The organism is Pseudomonas sp. PICF141 (assembly GCF_002286815.1).
GTDB lineage: Bacteria > Pseudomonadota > Gammaproteobacteria > Pseudomonadales > Pseudomonadaceae > Aquipseudomonas.
In genome coordinates, this window is record NZ_MUNM01000085.1 from 1 (window position 1) to 23918 (window position 23918).

General features: G+C 61.5%; 21 protein-coding genes. 14 read left to right on the top strand and 7 right to left on the bottom strand.

What is annotated here, in order from left to right; genetic code table 11:
- Positions 1-234: 234 nt before the first annotated feature.
- Both nosP and nahK read left to right on the top strand, forming a co-directional pair.
- Entirely contained in the window at positions 235-1398 is a 1164-nt protein-coding gene (gene nosP / locus BZL43_RS25235; RefSeq protein ID WP_095634789.1) for a nitric oxide-sensing protein NosP, read from the top strand.
- Positions 1367-3961, top strand: coding sequence for a hybrid sensor histidine kinase/response regulator NahK/ErcS' (gene nahK, locus BZL43_RS25240; protein ID WP_095634790.1), 2595 nt, complete (start codon positions 1367-1369; stop codon positions 3959-3961). The genes nosP and nahK overlap by 32 nt, the downstream gene beginning before the upstream one ends.
- Positions 3962-4091: 130 nt before the next feature.
- On the opposite strand, the gene BZL43_RS25245 is transcribed toward nahK, so the two are convergent.
- The 6 genes from BZL43_RS25245 to BZL43_RS25270 all read right to left on the bottom strand — a co-directional run bounded on the left by BZL43_RS25245 (position 4092) and on the right by BZL43_RS25270 (position 9243).
- Entirely contained in the window at positions 4092-4757 is a 666-nt protein-coding gene (locus tag BZL43_RS25245) for a response regulator transcription factor (RefSeq protein ID WP_063343411.1), read from the bottom strand.
- 57 nt (positions 4758-4814) lie between these two features.
- Positions 4815-5372: a PQQ-dependent catabolism-associated CXXCW motif protein gene (locus tag BZL43_RS25250; protein ID WP_095634791.1), complete on the bottom strand. Its 558-nt coding sequence runs from the start codon at positions 5370-5372 to the stop codon at positions 4815-4817.
- A 162-nt stretch (positions 5373-5534) separates the two neighbouring features.
- The gene (locus BZL43_RS25255; protein WP_095634792.1) at positions 5535-6326 is read right to left on the bottom strand and encodes an ABC transporter permease; all 792 of its coding nucleotides are present in this window, start codon (positions 6324-6326) and stop codon (positions 5535-5537) included.
- A complete protein-coding gene (locus BZL43_RS25260; protein ID WP_095634793.1) occupies positions 6323-7066 on the bottom strand; it encodes an ABC transporter ATP-binding protein in 744 nt (247 codons plus the stop codon). Before BZL43_RS25260 ends, BZL43_RS25255 begins: the two co-directional genes overlap by 4 nt.
- Positions 7063-8022 (bottom strand): YVTN family beta-propeller repeat protein, encoded by a 960-nt coding sequence (locus BZL43_RS25265; protein WP_095634794.1) that lies wholly within the window; start codon positions 8020-8022, stop codon positions 7063-7065. Before BZL43_RS25265 ends, BZL43_RS25260 begins: the two co-directional genes overlap by 4 nt.
- Positions 8023-8058: 36 nt before the next feature.
- The gene (locus BZL43_RS25270) at positions 8059-9243 is read right to left on the bottom strand and encodes an ABC transporter substrate-binding protein (RefSeq protein WP_095634795.1); all 1185 of its coding nucleotides are present in this window, start codon (positions 9241-9243) and stop codon (positions 8059-8061) included.
- Positions 9244-9634: 391 nt separating this feature from the next.
- On the opposite strand from BZL43_RS25270, the gene pedF reads away from it, so the two are divergent.
- From pedF to BZL43_RS25335, 12 genes are all read left to right on the top strand, one after another.
- A complete protein-coding gene (gene pedF, locus BZL43_RS25275; RefSeq protein WP_007907036.1) occupies positions 9635-10096 on the top strand; it encodes a cytochrome c-550 PedF in 462 nt (153 codons plus the stop codon).
- 3 nt (positions 10097-10099) lie between these two features.
- Positions 10100-10975: an ABC transporter substrate-binding protein gene (locus BZL43_RS25280; RefSeq protein ID WP_095634796.1), complete on the top strand. Its 876-nt coding sequence runs from the start codon at positions 10100-10102 to the stop codon at positions 10973-10975.
- Positions 10975-11736, top strand: a complete 762-nt coding sequence (locus BZL43_RS25285) for a quinoprotein dehydrogenase-associated SoxYZ-like carrier (protein WP_095634797.1) — start codon at positions 10975-10977, stop codon at positions 11734-11736. Before BZL43_RS25280 ends, BZL43_RS25285 begins: the two co-directional genes overlap by 1 nt.
- 13 nt (positions 11737-11749) lie before the next feature.
- A complete protein-coding gene (locus BZL43_RS25290) occupies positions 11750-12685 on the top strand; it encodes a quinoprotein relay system zinc metallohydrolase 1 (protein WP_095634798.1) in 936 nt (311 codons plus the stop codon).
- Positions 12686-12947: 262 nt separating this feature from the next.
- Positions 12948-14723, top strand: a complete 1776-nt coding sequence (locus BZL43_RS25295) for a PQQ-dependent methanol/ethanol family dehydrogenase (protein WP_095634799.1) — start codon at positions 12948-12950, stop codon at positions 14721-14723.
- A gap of 297 nt (positions 14724-15020) precedes the next feature.
- Entirely contained in the window at positions 15021-16541 is a 1521-nt protein-coding gene (locus BZL43_RS25305; RefSeq protein ID WP_095634800.1) for an aldehyde dehydrogenase family protein, read from the top strand.
- A gap of 300 nt (positions 16542-16841) precedes the next feature.
- Positions 16842-16913 carry a pyrroloquinoline quinone precursor peptide PqqA gene (gene pqqA / locus BZL43_RS25310; RefSeq protein WP_010455123.1) on the top strand — a complete coding sequence of 24 codons (72 nt, stop codon included), beginning with the start codon at positions 16842-16844 and terminating at the stop codon, positions 16911-16913.
- A 54-nt stretch (positions 16914-16967) separates the two neighbouring features.
- A complete protein-coding gene (pqqB, locus tag BZL43_RS25315; protein WP_095634801.1) occupies positions 16968-17882 on the top strand; it encodes a pyrroloquinoline quinone biosynthesis protein PqqB in 915 nt (304 codons plus the stop codon).
- A gap of 137 nt (positions 17883-18019) precedes the next feature.
- Positions 18020-18772: a pyrroloquinoline-quinone synthase PqqC gene (pqqC, locus tag BZL43_RS25320; protein ID WP_095634802.1), complete on the top strand. Its 753-nt coding sequence runs from the start codon at positions 18020-18022 to the stop codon at positions 18770-18772.
- Positions 18769-19902, top strand: coding sequence for a pyrroloquinoline quinone biosynthesis protein PqqE (gene pqqE, locus BZL43_RS25325; RefSeq protein WP_095634803.1), 1134 nt, complete (start codon positions 18769-18771; stop codon positions 19900-19902). Before pqqC ends, pqqE begins: the two co-directional genes overlap by 4 nt.
- Before the next feature lie 277 nt (positions 19903-20179).
- Positions 20180-21343 (top strand): alcohol dehydrogenase-like regulatory protein ErcA, encoded by a 1164-nt coding sequence (gene ercA / locus BZL43_RS25330; protein ID WP_095634804.1) that lies wholly within the window; start codon positions 20180-20182, stop codon positions 21341-21343.
- Positions 21327-23012, top strand: a complete 1686-nt coding sequence (locus BZL43_RS25335; protein WP_095634805.1) for a NahK/ErcS family hybrid sensor histidine kinase/response regulator — start codon at positions 21327-21329, stop codon at positions 23010-23012. Before ercA ends, BZL43_RS25335 begins: the two co-directional genes overlap by 17 nt.
- Here BZL43_RS25335 and BZL43_RS25340 read toward each other — a convergent pair.
- Complete coding sequence (locus tag BZL43_RS25340) at positions 22997-23872, bottom strand: aldose 1-epimerase (RefSeq protein ID WP_095634806.1); 876 nt, start codon at positions 23870-23872, stop codon at positions 22997-22999. The two genes, BZL43_RS25335 and BZL43_RS25340, sit on opposite strands and share 16 nt — an antisense overlap.
- Positions 23873-23918: the final 46 nt, after the last annotated feature.

Sequence of the window (23918 nt, forward strand, 5' to 3'; positions counted from 1 at the left end):
GCCACACAAGCTCCAGCCACACAAGCTCCAGCCACACAAGCTCCAGCCACACAAGCTCCAGCCACACAAGCTCCAGCCACACAAGCTCCAGTCAAACAAGCTCCCGCCACGCCATCGTGCAAATCCCCCTCTCATCCCATCGAACCCCCCACCCACTACCCAAGTAGCATTCGTCCCCGCCCGCAGGCTTCGTACACTCGTGCCTCATACAGGCGCACCGGCGAGGGGCGAGCAATGGAGCAGGTTCAGAACGACGGAGTGGTCAGCGCCATGTCCCAGGCCACCGATGCCCAGCAAGCGGCGCAGGATCTGGCGCGACAACTCTTGCATCCGCATTTGGGCTTTGTGCTGTTCTTCTGCTCCGCCGAGTACGACTTACAGGCGCTGGGCCAGGCCTTGCAGGAAAGTTTCGGCGGCATCCGGCTGGTGGGTTGCACCAGCGCCGGGGAAATCACCCCCCAAGGTTATGGCCGCAGTTGCGTGACGGCGGTGGGCTTCGATCATCGGCACTTTTCCATCTCCACCGAACTGATCGACGAGATGGAGCATTTCAGCCTGATCGATGCCCAGCAAATGGTCGAACGACTGGTCAGTGGCTGTCGCAGCAACACCTTGGCGCCGATCAAGGGCAACAGCTTTGCCCTGACCCTGCTCGATGGCCTGTCCAGTCGTGAGGAAATGGTTCTCGCAGCCCTGAGTGCGGCGCTGGGCGACATTCCGCATTTCGGCGGTTCGGCCGGCGACGACAACTACCTGACCCACACCCACGTGTATTTCGGCGGCGAGTTTCACAGCGGCGCGGCGGTGGTGGTGCTGGTCAACACCTGGCTGGACTTCGAAGTCTTCACCACCCACCACATCCTGCCCAGGGCCGAGAAACTGGTGGTCACCGCTGCCGACAGCGCCTCGCGCCGGGTGTTCGAACTGAACGCCGAACCCGCCGCCGAAGAGTACGCCCGGCACATCGGCGTGGCGGTGGCCGACCTCGATTATCGGGTCTTTGCCGCACACCCGTTGGCGGTGCGCATCAACGATCAGTATTACGTGCGGGCGATCCAGCAGGTTCATCCGGACCTGAGCCTGAGTTTCTACTGCGCAGTGGAAAACGGCATCGTCCTCACCGTCATGACCCCCGGCCCCATGCTGCCGAATCTGCAAAACCTGTTCGACGGTTTGCAGGAGCGTCTCGGGGACCTGTTGCTGACCATCGGCTGCGATTGTTTTCTCAGGCGTCTGGAACTGGAAGACGGCGGCAATCTCGAGCAGATCGGCGGGTTTTTGCGGGATCAGCGGGTGATGGGTTTCAACACCTACGGAGAACAGTTCAATGGCATGCACATCAACCAGACCTTCACCGGGGTTGCCATTGCCCGAGGCCGAACCCCTGGACAGCGCTGACCTTCAGGCGCAAATCGCCAGCCTGCGCCGCGAAAACCACAAATTGCAGCGCATCAATGGCGCGCTGATCGAGCGCATCGAATCCGGCATCACCCGCGGTAACGACCCGTATGCGGCGTTCCAGCATTCGGTGGTGCTGGCCGAACAGGTGCGTGAGCGCACCGATGCCCTGAACCAGGCCATGGCCGAACTCAAGGCGGGCAATCATTTGCTCAGCGAAGCGCGGCTGCGGGCCGAAACGGCCCATCAACACTTGATCGACGCCATCGAAAGCATCTCCGACGCCTTTGTGCTGTTCGATGCCAAGCAGCGGATCGTGCTGTTCAACAGCCGCTTCAAGGCGTTCTGGGGCAACAGTCGGGTGCGGATCAACGCCGGCATGCGCTTGCGCGAGGTCAAGCGGCTCATGACCGCGACCGGACTGTTCAGCGAAGAACCCCGTGGGCATGCCGACGAAAACCTGCTCTATCGCCTGCACAACGGGCGCTGGCTGCAAGTCAGCGAACGGCCGACTCAGGAAGGCGGGCGGGTGATTCTGTTCACTGACATTACCGACGTCAAACTCAGCGAAACCCTGCGCCGTGAACAGGCCGTGGCGCAGAAGTCGCACTTGTTGCAACGGGCGGTCGACAACCTGTCCCAAGGCGTGGCGATGGTCAACGCCGAGGGCATTCTGGAACTGTGGAACCGGCGCTTCCTGGAACTCAGCGGCCTGGCACCGGTGGCGGCTCATCGACCGTTCGCCGAAGTGATTGCCGACAGCGAACTGAACCTGCTGACCCCGGCCAGTCGCGATCAAAACGGGCGGCACGTGCAGGAATGCGAGCAGCGCCTCTACGATGGCCGGGTGCTGGAAATCCGCACCCATCCGTTGCCCACCGGCGGTTTCGTCAACACCTTCACCGACATCACCGAACGCTACCAGCACGCCGAAGCCCTCAGCGAAAGCGAGCGCTGGATTCGCCTGATCACCGACCATGTGCCGGCGCTGATTGCCTACCTGAATGCCGATCTGGTTTATGAATTCACTAACAAGGTCTATGAAGAATGGTACTGCTGGCCCCGGGGCGTGATGCTCGGGCAGAGCCTGCGCGAAGTTCACAGCGAGCAACATTACCAGCGCCTGGAAGCCTACGTGGCCCGGGCCCTGGCCGGCGAGAGCGTGACCTTCGAGTTTGCTGAAACCAACATCAACAATCAGGAGCGCTACATGCTGCGCTCCTACGTGCCCAATCGCCTGGCCACCGGAGAAGTGGTGGGGATTTTCGTGTTGATCCGTGACATCACCGAGCGTCGCCGCACCGCCGAGGCGTTGCATCAGGCCTATCAGAACCTTGAATTGCGGGTGCGCGAACGCACCACCGAACTGACGACTCTCAATGACCAATTACTGCGTGAAATCGATGAACGCCGCCGGGTGGAATCACGCTTGCGCGAGGCCAAGCTCGAGGCCGAGCAGGCCAACCTGTCGAAAACCAAGTTTCTCGCAGCGGTCAGTCACGATTTGCTGCAACCGCTGAATGCCGCGCGGCTGTTTACCAGCGCCTTGCTCGAACGCCGGGAGCCGGTGGCCAACGAAACGCTGGTGCGCAACGTGAGCAATTCCCTGGAAGACGTGGAAAACCTGCTGGGTACGCTGGTGGACATTTCCAAACTCGATGCCGGGGTGATCAAGGCGGATATTGCGCCCTTTGCCCTGAGCGAACTGCTGGAAAACCTCGCCGCCGAATACACCCAAGTGGCCCGCAGCGAAGGCCTCGAGCTGCATTTCATCCCGTGTTCGGCGCTGGTGCGCAGTGACATTCAGTTGCTCGCGCGGATCCTGCGTAATCTGCTGAGTAATGCCATTCGCTACACCTACAGTGGGCGTGTGGTGCTCGGTTGCCGACGTCATCATCAGCGGTTGACCATTGAAGTCTGGGACAGCGGCATGGGCATTGCTGAAAACCGTCTGGAGGAGATTTTTCAGGAGTTCAAGCGCGGTGACGTGCAGCGTCCCGATCAGGATCGCGGTTTGGGGCTGGGCCTGGCGATCGTGGAGAAAATCGCGCGCATTCTCGGCCACCGGATTCACGTGCGTTCGTGGCCGGGCAAGGGCTCGATGTTTTCCGTCGAAGTGCCGTTGAGTGCCACGGCGCCCAAGGCGTTGCCGAACCTGCTGATGAGCGAACCGATGCTCGAGCGCCTGCGCGGTGCGCGGGTGTGGGTGCTGGACAATGACGCGGCGATTTGTGCGGGGATGCGCACCTTGCTCGAAGGTTGGGGCTGTCGGGTGATCACGGCGCTGTCGGAAGAAGACCTGGCGCGGCAAGTGGATAATTATCACGACGAAGCCGACCTGCTGATCGCCGACTATCACCTGGATGATGAGCAAAATGGTGTCGATGCCGTGGCCCGGATCAACGCCCGTCGTGCTTCAGCGATCCCGGCGATGATGATCACCGCCAACTACAGCAACGAACTCAAACAGCAAATCCGTGAACTGGGCCACACCCTGATGCACAAACCGGTGCGGCCGATGAAACTCAAGACGGCGATGAGTCATTTGCTGGGTCGGCCTTGAGTTTTCTGGTGTTTGTCTGATCATTCCCACGCTCTGCGTGGGAATGCAGCCCGGGACGCTCTGCGTCCCTTCCAGAGCCGAACGCGGAGCGTCCGTTGAGGCATTCCCACGCAGCGCGTGGGAACGATCATCAACGCCGCAAATACGACCCGAAATCAATATCCCCGGCACTCAAAATCGCCTGCACCCGATTGTGCACATTGAGTTTGCGCAATATCGCCGAGACGTGGGCCTTGACCGTGGTTTCGGCGATTTCCAGGGTGTAGGCGATCTGCTTGTTCGATTCGCCCTTGGTCATGCGCTCAAGCACCAACAACTGCTTGCGGGTCAGCGCCTGGAGTAATTCGGGCGGGAAGCTCGGGGTGTCATTCATCCGGCGATGAGTGCTGCTTTTCTGCGTGCGGATAATGTCCGGCGGCAGGTACACATTGCCATTGAGAATCTGCTGGATGGCGTCGGTCATCTGCACCCGTGGCGACGACTTGGTAATGAAGCCCACCGCGCCATAAGTGATGGCTTGCAGCACGATTTGCTTGTCCTGCTCGGCCGAGACGATCACCACCGGAATGGTCGGCGCCTCGTTGCGCAGGTTGATCAGGCCATTGAGGCCGTGCATGCCAGGCATGTTCAGGTCAAGCAGGATCAGGTCCAGGTCATCGTGTTCCTGGGTCAGGGCCAGGGCGCTGTCGAGGTCGGCGGTTTCCATGACCTCGCTGCCGGGGAAACCGTCGCTGATGACGTTATGAATGGCTTCGCGAAACAGCGGGTGATCGTCGGCAATCAAAATTTTGTACATGGCCTTTCACCTCATTATTTTTGATCCGGGTGTGGCTACAACACGCAAGCGCTCACGTCAGGGAAAGGGCTCGGGCTTTGCCTGCGTCACGGGCAGATTCGCCGCTTGCCAGGCATCCAGTCCGTCGCGGTACCAATACAGTGTTTTATAGCCTATGGACGCGGCGCGTTTTACCGCGTTCCAGCTCAACCAGCAATCGGAGCGGCAGTAAAAGACCAACGGTCGCCTCAGGTCGCCCGCCGTCAATTGCTGCAGGTGACGCGCGAAATAGTCCTGCCACGGGGGCGTCAGGTCACCGTCACCGGTATTGGCCAGCCAATGGCTGCCGGGCAGGTTTTCATGGGGTTCGTCTTCGATGAAACGCCCTTGCAGCCACTGCCGGCGGTAGACATCGATCAGCAGCGGCGGGGGCGTCTGCTTGAGCAGGTTTTGCAGGGCCGGCGTGTCGATGATACTCGCGCCCTGGAGTTGAGTCGGGGTCGGGCTGCGGTACAGACCGATGCGATAACCGTCGGCGGAAAACAGCGCTGTTTCAGCCTGCGCGACGCCCAGCAACAGGCTCAGCGACAGCGCGGCGAGAGAAGGGCACAGCAGAACACGTCGTGCACGGGGCATGGGGTTCAGTCCTTATAGTTATGAACCCATTACATGCCAGTAGCGGTGCATTGTGAATGCGACGATAGACAGGAAAACCAGTACTAAAGTAGTAATTTTGTGCTGGATTGCCGGATATTGATCGTTCCCACGCGGAGCGTGGGAACGATCGGGTCGGAGCTGTCAGTTGGTTTTGCGCAGCGCCGCATGCTGCGGGTTGAAGGTGAGTACCGCCAGCAGGGCGAACACCAGCGTCAGCCCCACGCATACTGCCAGCGCAACCGGATTGAAACGTTCATACAGCGCAAACCGCACCAGTTCCACCGCATGAGTAAAGGGGTTCAAGGCGCACAGCCAATACAACCACTCGCTGGACTCGCGCATTTTCCATAGCGGATACAGCGCCGACGACAGGAAGAACAGCGGGAAGATCACGAAATTCATCACCCCGGCAAAGTTCTCCAGCTGGCGGATGGCGTTGGACAGCAACAGGCCCAGCGCGCTGAGCATCAATGCCACCAACAGCAACGCCGGCAGTGCCAGCAACAAACCCATGGCCGGCGGTTGCACGCCGTACACCCAGGCAATCGCCAGAAAGGCATACACCTGCAACAGCGAAATCAGCGACGTCGCCAGCAATTTGCTGCACAGCAGGAAGGTCCGGGGCAGAGGGCTGGTCAGCAAGACGCGCATGCTGCCCATCTCCCGGTCGTAGACCATCGACAGCGAACCTTGCATGCCGTTGAACAACAGGATCATGCAGGCCAGGCCCGGGATGATGTAAACCTCGTAGGGAATGTAAGTGTCGTAGGGCTCGATGATGGCGATGCCGAGCGCCGCGCGAAAACCGGCGGCGAACACCAGCAGCCACAGCAGCGGCCGCACCAGTGCGCTGAGAAACCGCGTGCGCTGCAACACGAAACGCAGCCATTCACGCAGCACGATACCGCTGAAACATTGCCAATAAGCGTTCATCCGACGATTGCTCCTGAAGGGGCCGGGGTGGTCAGGCGAGCGAAGGCCGAACCGAGGTCGCCGCCATGTTCCAGGCTCAGGGCATCGGCCTGTCCGCTGGCCACCAAGCGGCCTTGATGCAGGATCAGCAAGTCGTCGCTGGGCTGCACCTCATCCAGCAAATGAGTGGTCCAGAGCACGCTGATCGTGTGCTCCCGGCACAGGCTGCGGATGTGTTGGTTGAGCGCCAGGCGACTGGCCGGATCGAGGCCAACGCTGGCCTCATCGAGCAGCAACAGGCTTGGCTCATGCAGCAACGCGCGGGCGATCTCCACCCGCCGACGATGGCCGCCATTGAGTTCGCGTACTCGTTCGCCCCGGCGCTCGGTCAAGGTCTGGCGCGCCAGTTCGGCGTCGACCCGTAGCCCGGTCTGGCGCCGGGACAAGCCATGCAGTGCGGCGTGGTAACGCAGGTTTTGCTCGACGCTGAGGTCCAGATCCAACGTGCTTTGCTGGAACACCACGCCCAATTGCTTCAGCGCCGCACGTGCCGAAGTGCGCAAGGAGCAACCACCCACCCGAATATCACCGCACTGCACATCGTAAAGCCGGGTGAGCAGGGCAATCAGCGTCGATTTGCCCGCGCCATTCGGTCCGAGCAACGCCGCAAAACGCCCGGGTGCCAGGTTGAAACTCACCTGACGCAAGGCCTCCCGCGCGCCGTAAGCGAAACTCAGGTCGCTGACTTCAAGGGCATTCATGGCGTCACCACCACGCCCCACGGATAGCGCCCGACCTTCACCGATTTGCTGACTTTGAGGCTGTCGACATCGATCACCGACACGTCGCCACTGACGCCATTGGTGGCCAGCAGTTGCTTCTGATCCGGGGTGAACGACATTTGCCAGACCCGCCGGCCCACTAGCAGATAATCAAGGACCTCGAAGGTCTTGGCGTCGATCACCGCCACATGATTGGCCGGGCCGAGGGCGACGAAACCGTATTTGCCATCGGCGCTGAGTTTGACCCCCACCGGCTGAACCTTGTCCGGGTGTACGCCTTTGATCTGGAACGTCAGGGTCTTGAGGACCTTGCGGCTGGCGACGTCGAGAATCGTCACAGTGCCGCCGATTTCCGCCGAGGCCCACAGCTGCGAGCCATCGGGATTGAATTCGACGAAACGCGGCCGCTGATCGACCAGGGTGTTGTCGGCCAGGGTCTGGGTGCTGGTGTCGATCCAGTGCAGCATGTTGGTGGTTTCACTGGTGTTCACCGCCCACTTGCCGTCGGGGCTGACGGCCATGCCTTCAGGCTCGACGCCGACGCTGATCTGCCCGAGCACCTTGGAGGTTTCAGTGTCGATCACCGTCACCAGCGCATCGTCCTCGTTGGAGACGTACAGCCAGCGGTTGTTGGGGTGCAGGGCAAATTGTTCGGGGTCTTTGCCCGAGGGCAGTTCCTTGATGATCTTGCGCGTGGCGATGTCCATCACCTGGACCCGGTCCGAATCGCTGGCGCAGATGTACAGCAACTTGTTGTCGTGGGACAGCAACAGGCCGCGCGGGCGCTGGCCGACAGGTAAGGTGTCGGTGACTTGCAGGGTCTGCATATCGATCAGGCTCAGGCTGTTGTCCTTTTCGTTGGAGACCCAGGCGGTGCTGGCAGCGACATGCCCGGCGGCGAGCAGCAGGGCGCAGGAGAGCAGGGTGCGGCGCATGGCGGATTCCTTCTTGTTGTTGTCGTGAAAAAAGGATCAGAGAAAGCGGCAGCGGACCTCGGCTTTGTCGTAACCCAGGCTGTCCATTTCGTTGACGGGGTGCAGGAAACCGTCTTGCGGCGAGGTGCTGACCAGCGCCCTGGGTTGCACGATGGGGATCGGCTGGCGCAACTGACCGTTCCACGGCCGATAACTGAGCTTGCGACCTTTGAAGCCGTCCAGTGGTAATTGATCGCTGATTTCAAGCGTGCGAATCGCCATGGCATCGGTCTGGCGCAGCTTGCCCACCGCACTGGCGATGCTGCGTACGGCCATCCAGGCGGCAAAATCCCGATCGTTCATCCAGCGACCGGCCAGGGCTTCGAAGCGTTTCTGCAACTGAGCGGCGCCGAAGGTTTCCACGGTCTTGTGCCAGCCCACCGGAGTCAGGCCCTGGGTGCCAGCGACCGGCCGTGGGTACCAGGTCTGGTAGGGCACGTATTCGCCGAAGTCGCCGCGTTCATCGGCCACCAGCACCACGTCGTACTCGGCGGTCTGGGTGAACAGCGGCATGTCGGCCTGGGCGCTGCGGCGCTGATCGTTATCGAAACTCCAGGCTTTCTCCGCCACCAGTTGCAGGCCGAAGCGCTTGGCCGCCCGGCGCAGGGCGGCGGCATAGGCTTGATCGTCCGCGGTCGGGCCGACGATCAGCAGTGCCCGCTGCCATTTGCGCAGCACCAGAAATTGCGCCAGCGCGTCGGCCAGCATCGCGCGGCTTGGCAGGCTGTGCAGCACGTTCGGCAAGCAATCGGTGCTGCGCAGGCTGTCATCCGGGCTGCCGGCATTGAACAGCAGGCTGTCGGGTAGCACGGCGCTGAGCTGGCGCAGGGTTTGCGCCGGTGCATTCACCACAAACAGGCGCAGGCCTTGTTCATGCTGGGCTTTGGCCGCTTCGATCAACGCATCCGGATGGTCGACGCTGGCGCTGACCAGGCTGTAGCTATGATTGAGAAAGCGCCCGGTACTGTTGCTGTCGGCGATGGCCAGTTCGGCACCGCGCAGGCCGGCATCGGTCGGTTCGGGGATGACGTTCGACAGCAACGGGCCGGGATCGGGGCGATAGCCCAGGTAACCGATCTGCACCTGCAGCGGCGCATCCGCCGCCTGAACCTGAGTCGCCACCCCGGCGGCGCAGGCAATCGCCAACAGGTAGATCAAGGCATAAGGGGCGAGCTGGCGCATAAAGGCACTCCATCACTGGTAGCGTCAGCATAGGAACCCTGGACGGGTGGGGAAATATGCAGAAAGTACCGATGGGCCAGTACCAAGGTATTAACTCTCCCCGGACGGCGCGGTTTTAGCATGGTCTTCAGCGGCCATCATTCAAGGGGGAGATTGACCATGCGAATTCTCAAGGCACTGCTCCTGCCGTTTTTACTGATCCTGACCCTGATCGGCGTCGACAAGCTGCATGGCGCCCAACCCGTATTCATTGGGCCCGCGCCACAAGCCCTACTACCAAGGGAGTAGGTCGCGGCCACCAAAGCAGCATGGGGTTGGCGCAAAGCCGTTCCTAAGATGGGTGCCATAGCCTCTTCAAAGAGGTTTTGCGTGCAATCTTGAGGGCAGAACAATGACAACAAAACGCAACGCCTTGCTCGTTGCCGGACTGCTGGCCGGTTTCATCAACGCAGGCGCCGTCTGGGCCCACGGCAACGTGGTACCCCAAGCCATCGAAACCCAGGGACTGACCCCGATCAAGGATGCCGGTGTGCAAGTCGATGCCGATGGTTGGGCGGCGGCGAACCCTTACCGCTCTTCCCCGGAGCGCGAAAAAGCCGTGCAAATCGGCTCTTCGGCCTACAACCAGAACTGCGCGGCCTGTCATGGCCTGGAAGCCAAGTCCGGCGGCATCGCCCCGGACTTGCGCATGCTCGACGCCGACGAGGCCGGTGATGAATGGTTCGTCGAACGCGTGCGCCATGGCGCCGTGCGTGACGGCCGGGTGTACATGCCGAAGATGGCTGATTACCTGAGTCAGGAAGCCTTGTGGGCGGTACGCACCTACCTGGACAGCGTGCGCGTCGAGGAGTGACCCATGCGTTTGCTCGCGGTGTTGATCAGTGCTGTGTGGCTGTGTTGCCAGGCAGCACAGGCGCAGGTCCGTACCTATGACGAAATGATCGCCGCCGCCGAGCTGAAAGTCGCGGTGTACAAGGACTTCGCGCCCTACAGCTTCGAGAACGCGGGCGAGGCTCGCGGGGTCGATGTCGAACTCGCCCAGGCCCTGGCCAAGGCCATGGGGGTGCGTCTGAAGCTGATCTGGGCACCCGCCGGGGAAAAGCTCGATGACGACCTGCGCGATTACATCTGGCGGGCCAGTCAGTTGCACAATCAGCAACTGGCCGACCTGATGATGCGCGTGCCCTACGATCGCGATTACGCACTCAAACGCAATGAACTGGGTGAGCTGGAAAACGGCCATGTGGTGATGTTCGGGCCGTACCAGACCGAACAATGGCAAGTGGCCTATGACCGCCGTCGATTGGACTCAGTGGCCAGCGTCGCGGTGTTCCAGCAACACCCGATCGGCGTCGAAGTCGACAGCGTGCCGTCGTTTTACCTGACCTCGGTGTTCAACGGCATGCTCGCCGCCAAGACCCATCATTACCCGGGCGTGCCCCAGGCGTTTGCCGCGATGAAGGCCGGTGAAGTCGACGCGGTCATGGCCATGCGCGGCGAGATCGACTGGCAAGTTCATCAGGCCGCCGACCCGCAAGTGGCGCTGGCGCAAAACGCCTACCCGAACATGGGCAAACAGCTTTGGGAGATCGGCATGGCGGTGCATGAAAGCAACCGGCAACTGGCCTACGCCGTGGAAGAGGCGCTGGAAGTATTGATTCGCGAGGGCTCGGTGAAAGCCATTTATGCCCGTTACGGCCTGCGGTATGACGTGCCTGAGATGTATCAATAGTGAACTGGCGAGCGAGTTGCCTGTTGGCCTGCTGGTTGCCGTTGGCCGCGAACGCGGTTGACGTCGAGCCGGGTAAAGACCCGGTGCCGTCGGTGATGTGGGCGTTCTATCACAAGCAAATGCTCGGCGACGCACCGTTCGTGTTCGACGAGCGGGTCAAGTTGCTCGCGCCGCCATTTGCCGAAGACGCCCGGCAAGTGCCATTGGAAATCGACGCTCGGGCGTTCAAGGGCGATGTGGTGCGCATCCTCGCTTGGGCGGAACTCAATCCGCTGCCGAAAATCGTCGACTTCGAACCCTTGACCGGCGTGCTGCCGTGGCTATCGATCCGCATCCGCGTTGAACAGGCCACGCCGCTGCGTGCGGCGGTACTGACCCGCGACGGGCTGTGGCATGTCGGCTCGACCCTGATCGATGCGGCAGGCGGTGGTTGCACGGCGCCAAGCGTGGTGCGTACGCAAGCGGGTTGGGAGGAGCATATCGGCGAAATGCTGGGTGGCCGTTATCCCCGTGGCGAGTTCAGTCGCGTGCGTTTGCAGGTCTCGCATCCGATGGACAACGGCATGGTCAGCGGTATTCCGGAGTTCTTCATCAATTACGCCGAGCTGCGCGATCAAAACGATCAATTGCTGGCGCGCCTGGAGTTGTTCCCGGCGGTCAGCGAAAACCCCAATCTGGCGTTCGATATCGAAGGGGCAGGGCAGACGCGCCTGGTGCTGCGCGACAACAGCGGCAATCAATTCGATGCGGCCATTCCCTGACAAGGAGCGAGTGATGCGCTGGATGCTGCTGTTGTTCATCAGTCTGAGCCTGCCGGCCCTGGCCGATCCCGATTACGCACTCAAGCCCCGGCAGATCGCCGAAGACACCTGGCTGCTGGAAGGCAGTACCGACAACTTTGCCAAGAGCAACGGGGGCAACATCGTCAACACCGCGTTCATCGTCACCGAACAGGGCGTGGTGGTCATCGACACCGGGCCGTCGAAACGTTATGGCCAGGCCCTGCGCAACGCGATTGCGGCAACCACCGATAAACCGGTGATCCAGGTGCTGCTGACCCATCACCATCCTGATCATGTGTTGGGCAATCAGGCTTTCGCCGACGTGCCGATTGGCGCCTTGGCCGGTACCACCGAACTGTTGCGGCAACAGGGTGATGCCATGGCCGAGAACATGTATCGGCTGGTGGGTGACTGGATGCGCGGCACCGAAGTGGTGTTGCCGACGCAAGGGCTGACGCCAGGCGTGCACAGTTTTGGGAACCACGATCTGCGCCTACTGAGTCTGGGTGGGCACACCGGCGCGGATCTGGCTATTCTCGACCAGAAAACCGGCGTGTTGTTTGCCGGGGATCTGGTGTTTTATCAACGCGCCCTGACCACGCCCAATAGCCCTGGGCTGTCGGTGTGGCTGGCGGACATCGCGACCCTGCAGGGCTTGCCGTGGACGCTGATCGTCCCTGGCCATGGGCCGGTGGCCACGGATACAAAACCGTTCGAGCAGATGCACGATTATCTGACCTGGCTGGACCAACTGATGCGCGATGGCGCGGCCCATGGCAGCGACATGGCCGAGATGATCCGCAGCCCCATCCCTGAACGTTTCGCCGGGATCAGCCTGAGTCGCTATGAGCTGATCCGCAGCGTCAGCCATTTGTACCCGCGTTATGAACGGGGGCAGATGAGGCGGGTGGATTCGGGCCAGCATTGATGATCGTTCCCTCGCTCCCGCGTGGGAATGCAGCCCGGGACGCTCCGCGTCCCTTCCGGAGCCGAACGCGGAGCGTCCGTTGAGGCATTCCCACGCAGAGCGTGGGAACGATCAGTCATCACAAAATCCGCGACCGACCCGGTACTAAGGAACTAGCAATCTCCGCACTGCGGGCAATTGTTGCAAGGACGGCGGCGTCCAAGAATCTGCACCAGACCGGGAAAATTCCCCGGGTATAACAAAAACCGCAGAGGCAGCCGTCATGACCCAACCCGCACGTCGCCAACCCTTCGTTTTGAGCCTGCTGCTCAGTGCCATGCTGTTGTCTGGCCAGGCATTGGCCGCAGTCTCCGATCAAGACATCCTCCAGGACCCGAAAAACCCGGACCAGATCGTCACCAACGGCCTGGGCGTCCAGGGTCAGCGCTATAGCCCGCTGGACACCCTCAATGTCGACAACGTGAAGGACCTGCGACCGGTCTGGGCCTTTTCGTTCGGCGGCGAAAAACAGCGCGGTCAGCAGGCGCAGCCGATGATCAAGGACGGTGTCATGTACATGACCGGTTCCTACTCGCGGGTGTTCGCAGTGGATGCGCGCACCGGCCGCAAGCTCTGGCAATACGACGCGCGCCTGCCCGATGACATCCGCCCGTGCTGCGATGTGATCAACCGGGGCGTTGCACTGTATGGCGATCTGGTGATTTTCGGCACCCTCGACGCCAAGCTCGTAGCCCTGAACAAAGACACCGGCAAAGTCGTCTGGAGCAAGAAAGTCGCCGACCACAAGGAAGGCTATTCCATCAGCGCCGCGCCGTTGGTCATCAACGGCAAACTGATCACTGGCGTGGCCGGTGGCGAGTTCGGTGTGGTGGGCAAGATCGAAGCCTACGACCCGAAAAACGGCAGCCTGTTGTGGAGCCGGCCGACCGTCGAAGGTCACATGGGGTATGTCTACAAGGACGGCAAGGCTGTGGAGAACGGCATCTCCGGCGGCGAAGCCGGCAAGACCTGGCCGGGCGATCTGTGGAAAACCGGCGGCGCGGCCCCTTGGCTGGGCGGCTACTACGACCCGGAAACCAACCTGCTGCTGTTCGGCACCGGCAACCCGGCGCCGTGGAACTCGCACCTGCGTCCTGGCGACAACCTCTACTCGTCATCGCGCCTGGCGCTGAACCCGGACGATGGCACGATCAAATGGCACTTCCAGAGCACGCCCCACGACGGTTGGGACTATGACGGCGTGAACGAGCTGGTGTCGTTCAACTACAACGAAGGCGGCAAGGAAATCAAAGCCGCGGCCACCGCGGACCGTAACGGTTTCTTCTACGTGCTCGATCGCACCAACGGCAAATTCATCCGCGGCTTCCCGTTCGTGGACAAGATCACCTGGGCCAGCGGCCTGGATAAAAACGGTCGACCAATCTACAACGAGGCCAGCCGTCCGGGGGCCCCGGGTTCCGAGGCCAAAGGCAGTTCGGTATTCGTTGCGCCTGCGTTCCTGGGGGCGAAAAACTGGATGCCGATGGCCTACAACCGCGACACCGGCCTGTTCTATGTACCGTCCAATGAGTGGGGCATGGACATCTGGAACGAAGGCATCGCCTACAAGAAAGGCGCGGCGTTCCTGGGTGCCGGTTTCACCATCAAACCGTTGAATGAAGACTACATCGGCGTGTTGCGCGCCATCGACCCGAAAACCGGCAAGGAAGTCTGGCGCCACAAAAACTTCGCGCCGCTGTGGGGCGGAGTGCTGACCACCAAGGGCAACCTGGTGTTCACCGGTACGCCGGAAGGTTTCCTGCAAGCGTTCAATGCCAAGACTGGCGAGAAAGTCTGGGAGTTCCAGACCGGTTCCGGCGTGCTCGGCTCGCCCGTGACCTGGGAAATGGACGGCGAGCAATACGTCTCCGTGCTCTCTGGCTGGGGCGGTGCGGTACCGCTGTGGGGCGGCGAAGTGGCCAAGCGCGTCAAAGACTTCAACCAGGGCGGCATGCTCTGGACGTTCAAGCTGCCTAAAGATCTCGTTGCCAAACACTGATCAACCTGAATCCACCGCATAACCCCTGTGGGAGCGGGCTTTTGTGGCGAGGGGGCTTGCCCCCGTTCGGCTGCGCAGCAGTCGTAAATCCAGGCAACTCGGTGAGTCTGGAAAAATGCTGGGGGCCGCTTCGCGACCCAACGGGGGCAAGCCCCCTCGCCACAAGGATCACCTGAACCTACTACCAAATAACGAGAATCCCCCTGCCAACGGCGCATTCGTCTGGCAGGCGGGGCTCTCTACTATCGGTTCATCGCCTGTTGGCCTGACAGGCATCGACCCAGACAGAGGCCCACCATGATCTACGCACAACCCGGAACACCCGGCGCCGTCGTTACCTTCAAACCGCGCTACGGCAATTTCATCGGCGGCGAATTCGTTGCCCCAATCAACGGCGAGTACTTCACCAACACCTCACCGGTCACCGGTGAAGTGATTGCCGAGTTCCCGCGCTCCAGCGCCGCCGACATCGAGAAAGCCCTCGACGCCGCCCATGCCGCCGCTGATGCCTGGGGCAAAACCTCGGCGCAGGATCGCTCATTGGTGCTGCTGAAAATCGCCGACCGCATCGAGCAGAACCTGGAAATCCTCGCCGTCACCGAAACCTGGGACAACGGCAAGGCCGTGCGTGAAACCCTCAACGCCGACGTGCCTTTGGCCGCCGACCATTTCCGTTACTTCGCCGGTTGCATCCGCGCTCAGGAAGGCGGCGCCGCCGAGATCAACGAACTGACCACCGCCTATCACTTCCACGAACCGCTGGGCGTGGTCGGGCAGATCATCCCGTGGAACTTCCCGCTGCTGATGGCCGCCTGGAAACTCGCCCCGGCCCTGGCGGCCGGCAACTGCATCGTGCTCAAACCCGCCGAACAAACGCCGCTGTCGATCATGGTGTTCGCCGAGCTGATCGCCGACTTGCTGCCGGCCGGCGTGCTGAACATCGTCCAGGGCTTCGGTCGCGAAGCCGGTGAGGCGCTGGCCACCAGCAAGCGTATCGCCAAAATCGCCTTCACCGGTTCCACCCCGATCGGTGCGCACATCATGCATTGCGCCGCCGAGAACATCATTCCGAGCACCGTTGAACTGGGCGGCAAGTCGCCGAACATTTTCTTCGAAGACATCATGAACGCCGAGCCGCAGTTCATCGAGAAAGCCGCCGAAGGCCTGGTGCTGGCGTTCTTCAACCAGGGCGAAGTCTGCACCTGTCCGTCCCGGGCGCTGGTGCAGGAATCGATCTACGAGCCATTCATGGCCGAGGTGATGAAGAAGATCGTCAAGATCAAGCGCGGCAACCCGCTGGACACCGAGACCATGGTCGGCGCCCAGGCGTCCGAGCAGCAATACGACAAGATTCTCTCGTACCTGAAAATCGCTCAGGAGGAGGGCGCCGAGCTGCTTACCGGCGGCGCGGCCGAGCGTCTTGAGGGCGACTTGTCGAGCGGCTATTACATCCAGCCGACCCTGCTCAAGGGCCACAACAAGATGCGTGTGTTCCAGGAAGAAATCTTCGGCCCGGTGGTGGGAATCACCACCTTCAAGGACGAAGCCGAAGCCCTGGCGATTGCCAACGACAGCGAGTTTGGCCTCGGTGCCGGCCTGTGGACCCGCGACATCAACCGCGCCTACCGCGTGGGCCGGGCGATCAAGGCCGGGCGCGTCTGGACCAACTGCTACCACCTGTACCCGGCCCACGCCGCGTTCGGTGGCTACAAGAAGTCCGGTGTCGGCCGTGAGAACCACAAGATGATGCTTGACCATTACCAACAGACCAAAAACCTGCTGGTGAGCTACGACATCAATCCGCTGGGGTTCTTCTAACCCGCAAGAACACCATTGAAACCTGTGGGAGCGGGCTTATGTGGCGAGGGGGCTTGCCCCCGTTGGACTGCGTAGCAGTCCCGGAACTTCTGGTTTTGGGGCCGCTCCGCGACCCAACGGGGGCAAGCCCCCTCGCCACATAAGCCCGCTCCCACAAGGTTTTGTGTGGTGCTAAAGATCTGCGCAATACCCCCTACCAACGCACCCCGCAACCTCCTTCGAAAGTAGCATTCGGTCATCTCAACCCTCGTGCATTAATGGCTTTACCGGAATCGTCCGGCACAAGAAGAGGATTGACCCATGTGGAATAAACCCGCGTTTACCGATCTGCGCATTGGCTTCGAAGTGACGATGTATTTCGCCAACCGTTGATTTGATTGCCCGGTCAGCCGTCGCGTTGGCCGGGCCTGCCTTCTGGAGGCATCCATGCACATCCGCGTTCTCGGTTCCGCCGCTGGCGGCGGTTTTCCGCAATGGAACTGCAACTGCCGTCAATGCGCCGCGATGCGCAACGGCAACCTGCGCGCGCAACGCCGCACGCAGTCCTCCATTGCCCTGAGTGACGACGGTGTGGAGTGGGTGCTCTGCAATGCTTCACCGGACATTCGCGCACAACTTGAAAGCTTTCCAGCCATGCAGCCGGCCCGACGCTTGCGTGACACGGCGATTGCCGGTGTCGTGCTGCTGGACAGTCAGATCGACCATTGCACCGGTCTGTTGAGCTTGCGCGAAGGCTGCCCGCATGCGGTCTGGTGCACCGAGCGGGTTCATCAAGACCTGAGCAGCGGCTTTCCCTTGTTCACCATGCTCAAACACTGGAACGGTGGCTTGCAGTGGCAACCCATCGGACTGGATCGCGAGCCGTTCAGTATCGCGGCCTGCCCACACCTGCAATTTCGCGCGATTGCGTTGGTCAGCAATGCACCGCCGTATTCCCCCAACCGCGGCAACCCGCAGCCGGGCGACACCATCGGCCTGTTCATCGAAGACCTGCGCAGTGGTGCATCGGTTTTCTACGCGCCGGGGCTGGGGCAAATCGACGCCGAGGTCTTGAGCTGGATGCAACGCGCCGATTGCCTGCTGCTGGACGGCACGCTGTGGCGCGACGATGAAATGCGCGTGTGCGAAGTCGGCCAGAGCCTGGGCAGCGAAATGGGTCACCTGCCGCAAAGCGGCCCCGGCGGCATGCTTGACGTGCTGGAGGGCTTCAATCGCCAGCGCAAGGTGCTGATCCACATCAACAACACCAACCCGATCCTCGATGAAGACTCGGCCGAGCGCGCGTTGCTGGAGCGGCGCGGGATTGAAGTGGCTTATGACGGCATGAGTATTGAGCTGTAAGCGGATGGCCCCATCGCGGGCAAGCCCGCTCCCACAAGGATCTGCGGTGTACACAAAACCCTGTGGGAGCGGGCTTGCCCGCGATGAGGCCAGACCAGACACCGCAGAACCCAACGGTTATTCCCCGGAGAACCGCAATGACTGACACGCCCATGACCCCCGCCGAGTTCGAACAGGCGTTGCGCGCCAAAGGCGCCTATTACCACATCCATCACCCCTTCCACCAAGCCATGTACGCCGGGCGTGCCACTCGCGAGCAGATTCAGGGTTGGGTCGCCAATCGCTTCTATTACCAAGTGAACATCCCGCTCAAGGATGCCGCCATCCTCGCCAACTGCCCGGACCGCGACGTGCGCCGGGAATGGCTGCAACGGATCCTCGACCATGACGGCATCCCCGGCAGTGAAGGCGGCATCGAAGCGTGGCTACGATTGGGCGAAGCCGTGGGGCTGGGGCGCGAACAAATTCTCTCGCAAGAACTGGTGCTGCCTGGCGTGCGTTTCGCCGTGGACGCCTACGTCAATTTCGCCCGTCGTGCGTGCTGGCAAGAAGCGGCCAGCAGCTCGCTGACCGAACTGTTCGCACCACAGATTCATCAGTCCCGGCTCGACGCCTGGCCCACCCATTACCCATGGATCGACCCGGCCGGTTACGACTATTTCCGTACACGGCTGAGCCAGGCCCGGCGCGATGTCGAGCATGGTTTGCGCATCACCCTGGCGCACTACGTGACGGTCGAAGGCCAGCAACGCATGCTGGAGATTCTGCAGTTCAAGCTCGATGTGCTGTGGAGCATGCTCGACGCGATGAGCATGGCCTACGAACTGGATCGCCCGCCGTATCACACCGTCACCACCGAGCGGGTCTGGCACCGGGGGATCGTCTTGTGAACCCGATCGAACAGCCACCCGGGCCACCGTTGTGGTTGCTGGCGGAGCTGACCTATCGCTGCCCGTTACAATGCCCGTATTGCTCCAACCCGCTGGATTTCGCCCAACAGGGCCAGGAGTTGAGCACAGAAGAATGGATACGGGTGTTCCGCGAGGCGCGGGAGATGGGCGCTGCGCAACTGGGTTTTTCCGGTGGCGAGCCGTTGGTGCGCCAGGACTTGGCCGAGCTGATCAAGGCCGCGCGGGACATGGGCTACTACACCAATCTGATCACTTCGGGTATCGGCCTGACCGAACAGAAGGTCCGCGACTTCAAAGTCGCCGGGCTGGACCATATCCAGATCAGCTTTCAGGCCGCCGACGAACAGGTGAACAATCTGCTCGCCGGCTCGCGCAAGGCCTTCGCCCAGAAACTGGCCATGGCCCGGGCGGTGAAAGCCCAGGGCTACCCGATGGTGCTGAACTTCGTCACCCATCGGCACAACATCGACCAGATCGCGCAAATCATCGAACTGTGCCTGGAATTGGAGGCGGATTTCGTCGAATTGGCCACGTGCCAGTTCTACGGTTGGGCCGAACTCAACCGCATCGGCCTGTTGCCGACCCGCGAACAATTGCAGCGCGCCGAGAGCATTACCAATGAATACCGCCAGCGGCTTGAGGCCGAGGGCCACCCGTGCAAGCTGATTTTCGTCACCCCGGATTACTACGAAGAACGCCCCAAGACCTGCATGAATGGCTGGGCCAACCTGTTTCTCGACATCACCCCGGACGGCACGGCGTTGCCGTGTCATAGCGCCCGCCAGTTGCCGGTGCAGTTTCCCAACGTGCGCGAGCACAGCATCGCGCACATCTGGAACGATTCCTTGGGTTTCAACCGTTTTCGCGGCGATGACTGGATGAAAGAGCCGTGCCGCTCCTGCGATGAAAAGCACAAGGACCTCGGTGGCTGCCGATGCCAGGCGTTCATGCTCACGGGGGACGCAAGTAACGCTGATCCGGTGTGCAGCAAGTCACCGCACCACGACGTTATTCTCAAGGCCCGGGACGAAGCCGACGCGCCGGGGCAGGGCATGGAACACCTGATCTTGCGCAATGAAAAGGCTTCGCGGCTGATCTATCGCGGATGAGTGATGAACACAAATCCCCTGAGCGAGCTTCTGTGGCGAGGGGGCTTGCCCCCGTTGGGTCGCGAAGCGGCCCCAAAACCAGACGCTCCGGGACTGCTACGCAGTCCAACGGGGGCAAGCCCCCTCGCCACAAAAGCCCGCTCCCACAGAGGTTTTCAGTGAATACAGAATTGGAGGAGCAACCCGCGCCCGCTCGCTATCCATTGGTCTGATTGCATTCGCAGCCGGATGCGTTAGTGTGTTCTTTACCTTTCAAAACAATAAAAACAGGCTTCCAATGAGCCAGAATCTCAGCCAGCTGCGTAAATTCGTTTCGCCTGAAATCATCTTCGGTGCCGGCTGTCGGCACAACGTCGGTAACTACGCCAAGACCTTCGGCGCCCGCAAAGTGCTGGTGGTCAGCGACCCCGGTGTGATTGCCGCCGGTTGGGTCGCCGATGTCGAGGCCAGCCTGCAAGCCTTGGGCATTGATTTCTTTGTGTACAGCGACGTTTCGCCCAACCCACGGATCGAAGAAGTCATGCTCGGTGCCGAGCTGTACCGGGAGAATCACTGCGATGTGATCGTGGCGATCGGCGGCGGCAGCCCGATGGATTGCGGCAAGGGCATCGGCATTGTCGTCGCCCACGGGCGCAACATCCTCGAATTCGAGGGCGTGGACATGTTGCGCATGCCCAGCCCGCCGCTGATCCTGATCCCCACCACCGCCGGCACGTCGGCCGATGTCTCGCAGTTCGTGATCATCTCCAATCAGCAAGAACGCATGAAGTTCTCCATCGTCAGCAAAGCCGCAGTGCCGGACGTGTCGCTGATCGATCCGGAAACCACCCTGAGCATGGACCCGTTCCTGTCGGCCTGTACCGGCATCGATGCATTGGTCCACGCCATTGAAGCCTTTGTCTCCACCGGTCACGGGCCGCTCACCGACCCTCATGCGCTGGAGGCGATGCGGCTGATCAACGGCAATCTGGTGCAAATGATCGCCAACCCAGGCGACATCGCCCTGCGCGAGAAAATCATGCTCGGCAGCATGCAGGCCGGGCTGGCGTTCTCCAACGCGATTCTTGGCGCGGTGCACGCCATGTCCCACAGCCTCGGCGGTTTCCTCGATCTGCCCCACGGCCTGTGCAATGCGGTGTTGGTGGAACACGTGGTGGCGTTCAACTACAGCTCGGCGCCGGAGCGCTTCAAGGTGATTGCCGAGACCTTGGGCATCGATTGCCGGGGTCTCAATCACCGGCAGATCTGCGGGCGGCTGGTCGACCACCTGATCGCCCTCAAACACGCCATCGGCTTCCACGAAACCCTCGGCCTGCACGGGGTGAGTACCGCGGATATCCCGTTCCTGTCGCAACACGCCATGCACGACCCGTGCATCCTGACCAACCCGCGCGAATCCAGTCAGCGCGATGTCGAGGTCGTCTATGGCGAAGCCCTCTGACGAGCAACAACGGGCGCTGACCGGGTTACTGGGGTTAGGCAACCATTCGGCGCGCAAGAGTCATTACCCGGAACTGGCTGCGCGCCTGGATGAGCTGGAAACCGAACGCAACCGCTACAAATGGCTGTTCGAAAACGCGGTCCACGGAATCTTCCAGGCCAGCCTGCTGGAGGGCATGCGCGCCGCCAACCCGGCGCTGGCGCGGATGCTCGGCTATCAGAACCCGCAGGAGGTGCTGTTTTCCCTGACGGACCTGGCGGGCACGCTGTTCGTTGGCGGGGCGCAAGAGCTGGAAAACATCGGCGAAATCCTCCAGCGCGAGCGCAGCCTGCTGGGCTATGAAACTCAGCTGCGACGCAAGGACGGCAGCGTTCTCGATGTGTTGATGAACCTGCTGCTCAAACCGGATCAGGAAGGTTTGGTGGAGGGCTTCGTCGCCGACATCACCGAGCGAAAACTGGCTCAGCAGCGCCTGCAACAACTCAATGACGAACTGGAGCAACGGGTCACCGCGCGCACCAACGAATTGCTGGACGCCGCCGAAGCCTTGCGCGATGCCCGTGATGCCGCCGAAGCGGCCAATCGCAGCAAGGACAAATACCTCGCCGCCGCCAGTCACGACTTGCTGCAACCGCTCAACGCCGCGCGTTTGCTGATCTCGACCTTGCGCGAACGCAAACTGCCCGACGTCGAGCAAGTGCTGGTGGAGCGCACGCATCAGGCGCTGGAAGGGGCGGAAGATTTGCTCACCGATCTGCTGGACATTTCCCGCCTCGATCAGGCTGCGGTGAAGCCGGACATTGCCCTGTACCGCCTCGACGAATTGTTCGCGCCGCTGGTCTCGGAATTTCAATCGGTGGCTGCGGCAGCCGGGTTGAAGCTGCGGGTGCACATGGGCGATTACGCCATTCATACCGATTTGCGCCTGATGACCCGAATCCTGCGCAACTTCCTCAGCAATGCCTGCCGCTACACCGACGAAGGCTGCATTCTGCTGGGGGCACGACGCCGGGGGGATGCGCTGCGTATCGAAGTCTGGGACACCGGGCGCGGCATTCCGGCGGATCGTCTTGAATCGATCTTCCTGGAGTTCAACCAACTGGACGTCGGGCGTGCCGCCGATCGCAAGGGCGTGGGCCTTGGACTGGCGATAGTCGAACGCATCGCCAAGATCCTCGACTACAGAATCAAGGTGCATTCGCGCCCGGGGCGCGGTTCGATGTTCAGCATCGAGGTGCCGATTTCTCAGGAGATTCCACTGCCGATCAGTCAGGCCGCGCCGCAACCGAGTACCGGTAACCCGTTGCCGGGCCGGCGGCTGTTGGTACTGGATAATGAAGTCAGCATTCTTGAAAGCATGAGCGCGTTGCTCGGGCAGTGGGGCTGCGAGGTGATTACCGCCACCGACGAAGCCACCGCGCTGGTGGCCTTGCAGGGACAGGCGCCGGAATTGATTCTGGCCGACTATCACCTGGACCACGGCGTGGTGGGTTGTGAAGTGGTTCGGCATTTGCGCGAGCATTTCAGCCAGAGGATTGCGGCAGTGATCATCACCGCCGACCGCACCGACCAGTGCCGGCGCTCGTTGCAGCGCCTCGGAGCGCCTTTGCTGAACAAACCGGTGAAACCCGGCAAGTTGCGCGCGGTGCTGACTCAGCTGTTGACGTAGCGATAGCGCAGGCTGAAACCCAGCCCGGCAGATTGACCTTGCTCCAGCAAACGCAACCCGGGCCGCCCCGGCAAGTGATGGGCGTTGACCGGATGGCTCACCGGTTCGATACAGAAAAACTCCAGGCCTGCGGGGCAGTAAAGCAGGTAGTAGTCGCTGCCGGTGGCCTGGCATTCCAGTTCATAACCCAGCTCGGGTTGCTGGATCAGGCAGTGGCCGTCCCAGGCGCAAAAGCCGTTGTCCACCAGTGTTTCGGGTAATGCCCGGGGCTGGCTGAAGTCCCATTCCTCAGGAATCGAACTGAGCCGGGTCGACAGTTTTGCGCCGTCGCACAACCAGACCTGTCGCGCCTGCGCCTGCAACTGAGTGCCAGCAGTGCGCGGGAAATAAGGGTGCAAACCGAGCCCATGCCAGGCGGGGTGTTCAGCCAGATGGGTGACCTGCAAATCAATGCTCAGCTTGCCCTCGCTTAGATGGAAACGTTGCCTTGCGCGATAAGCGAAGGGCGTGGTGCTATCGAGTTGCAGGACGATTTCATTGCAGGTGTGGGAGACGATCTGCCACGGCTGTTGCCAGGCGCTGCCATGGATCGGCAGCGGATCGCTGAGGCTGTTGGGCGTCAGCGCGAGCCAGCCATTGGGGCATTCGAAACCGCTTTCGGCGATGCGGTTCGACCATGGCGCCAAGGGATAACAGGCGAGTTTGCCGGGCAGGCCGGTGTTCAAGGCGTGCAGGTCAGTGTGGCGCAACAGCGCCTGGCCGGTGCTGCGTACCGTCCAGTTGACGATGCTCGCACCGAGTTCGGGGGCGAGGGTGAGGCGGGTGAGTTCGTCTTCCAGTTCGAGGGTGTTGAGGGTCATGATTTTCGCCCTGCGTTGAATGGTTGAAAAGATCGCAGCCTGCGGC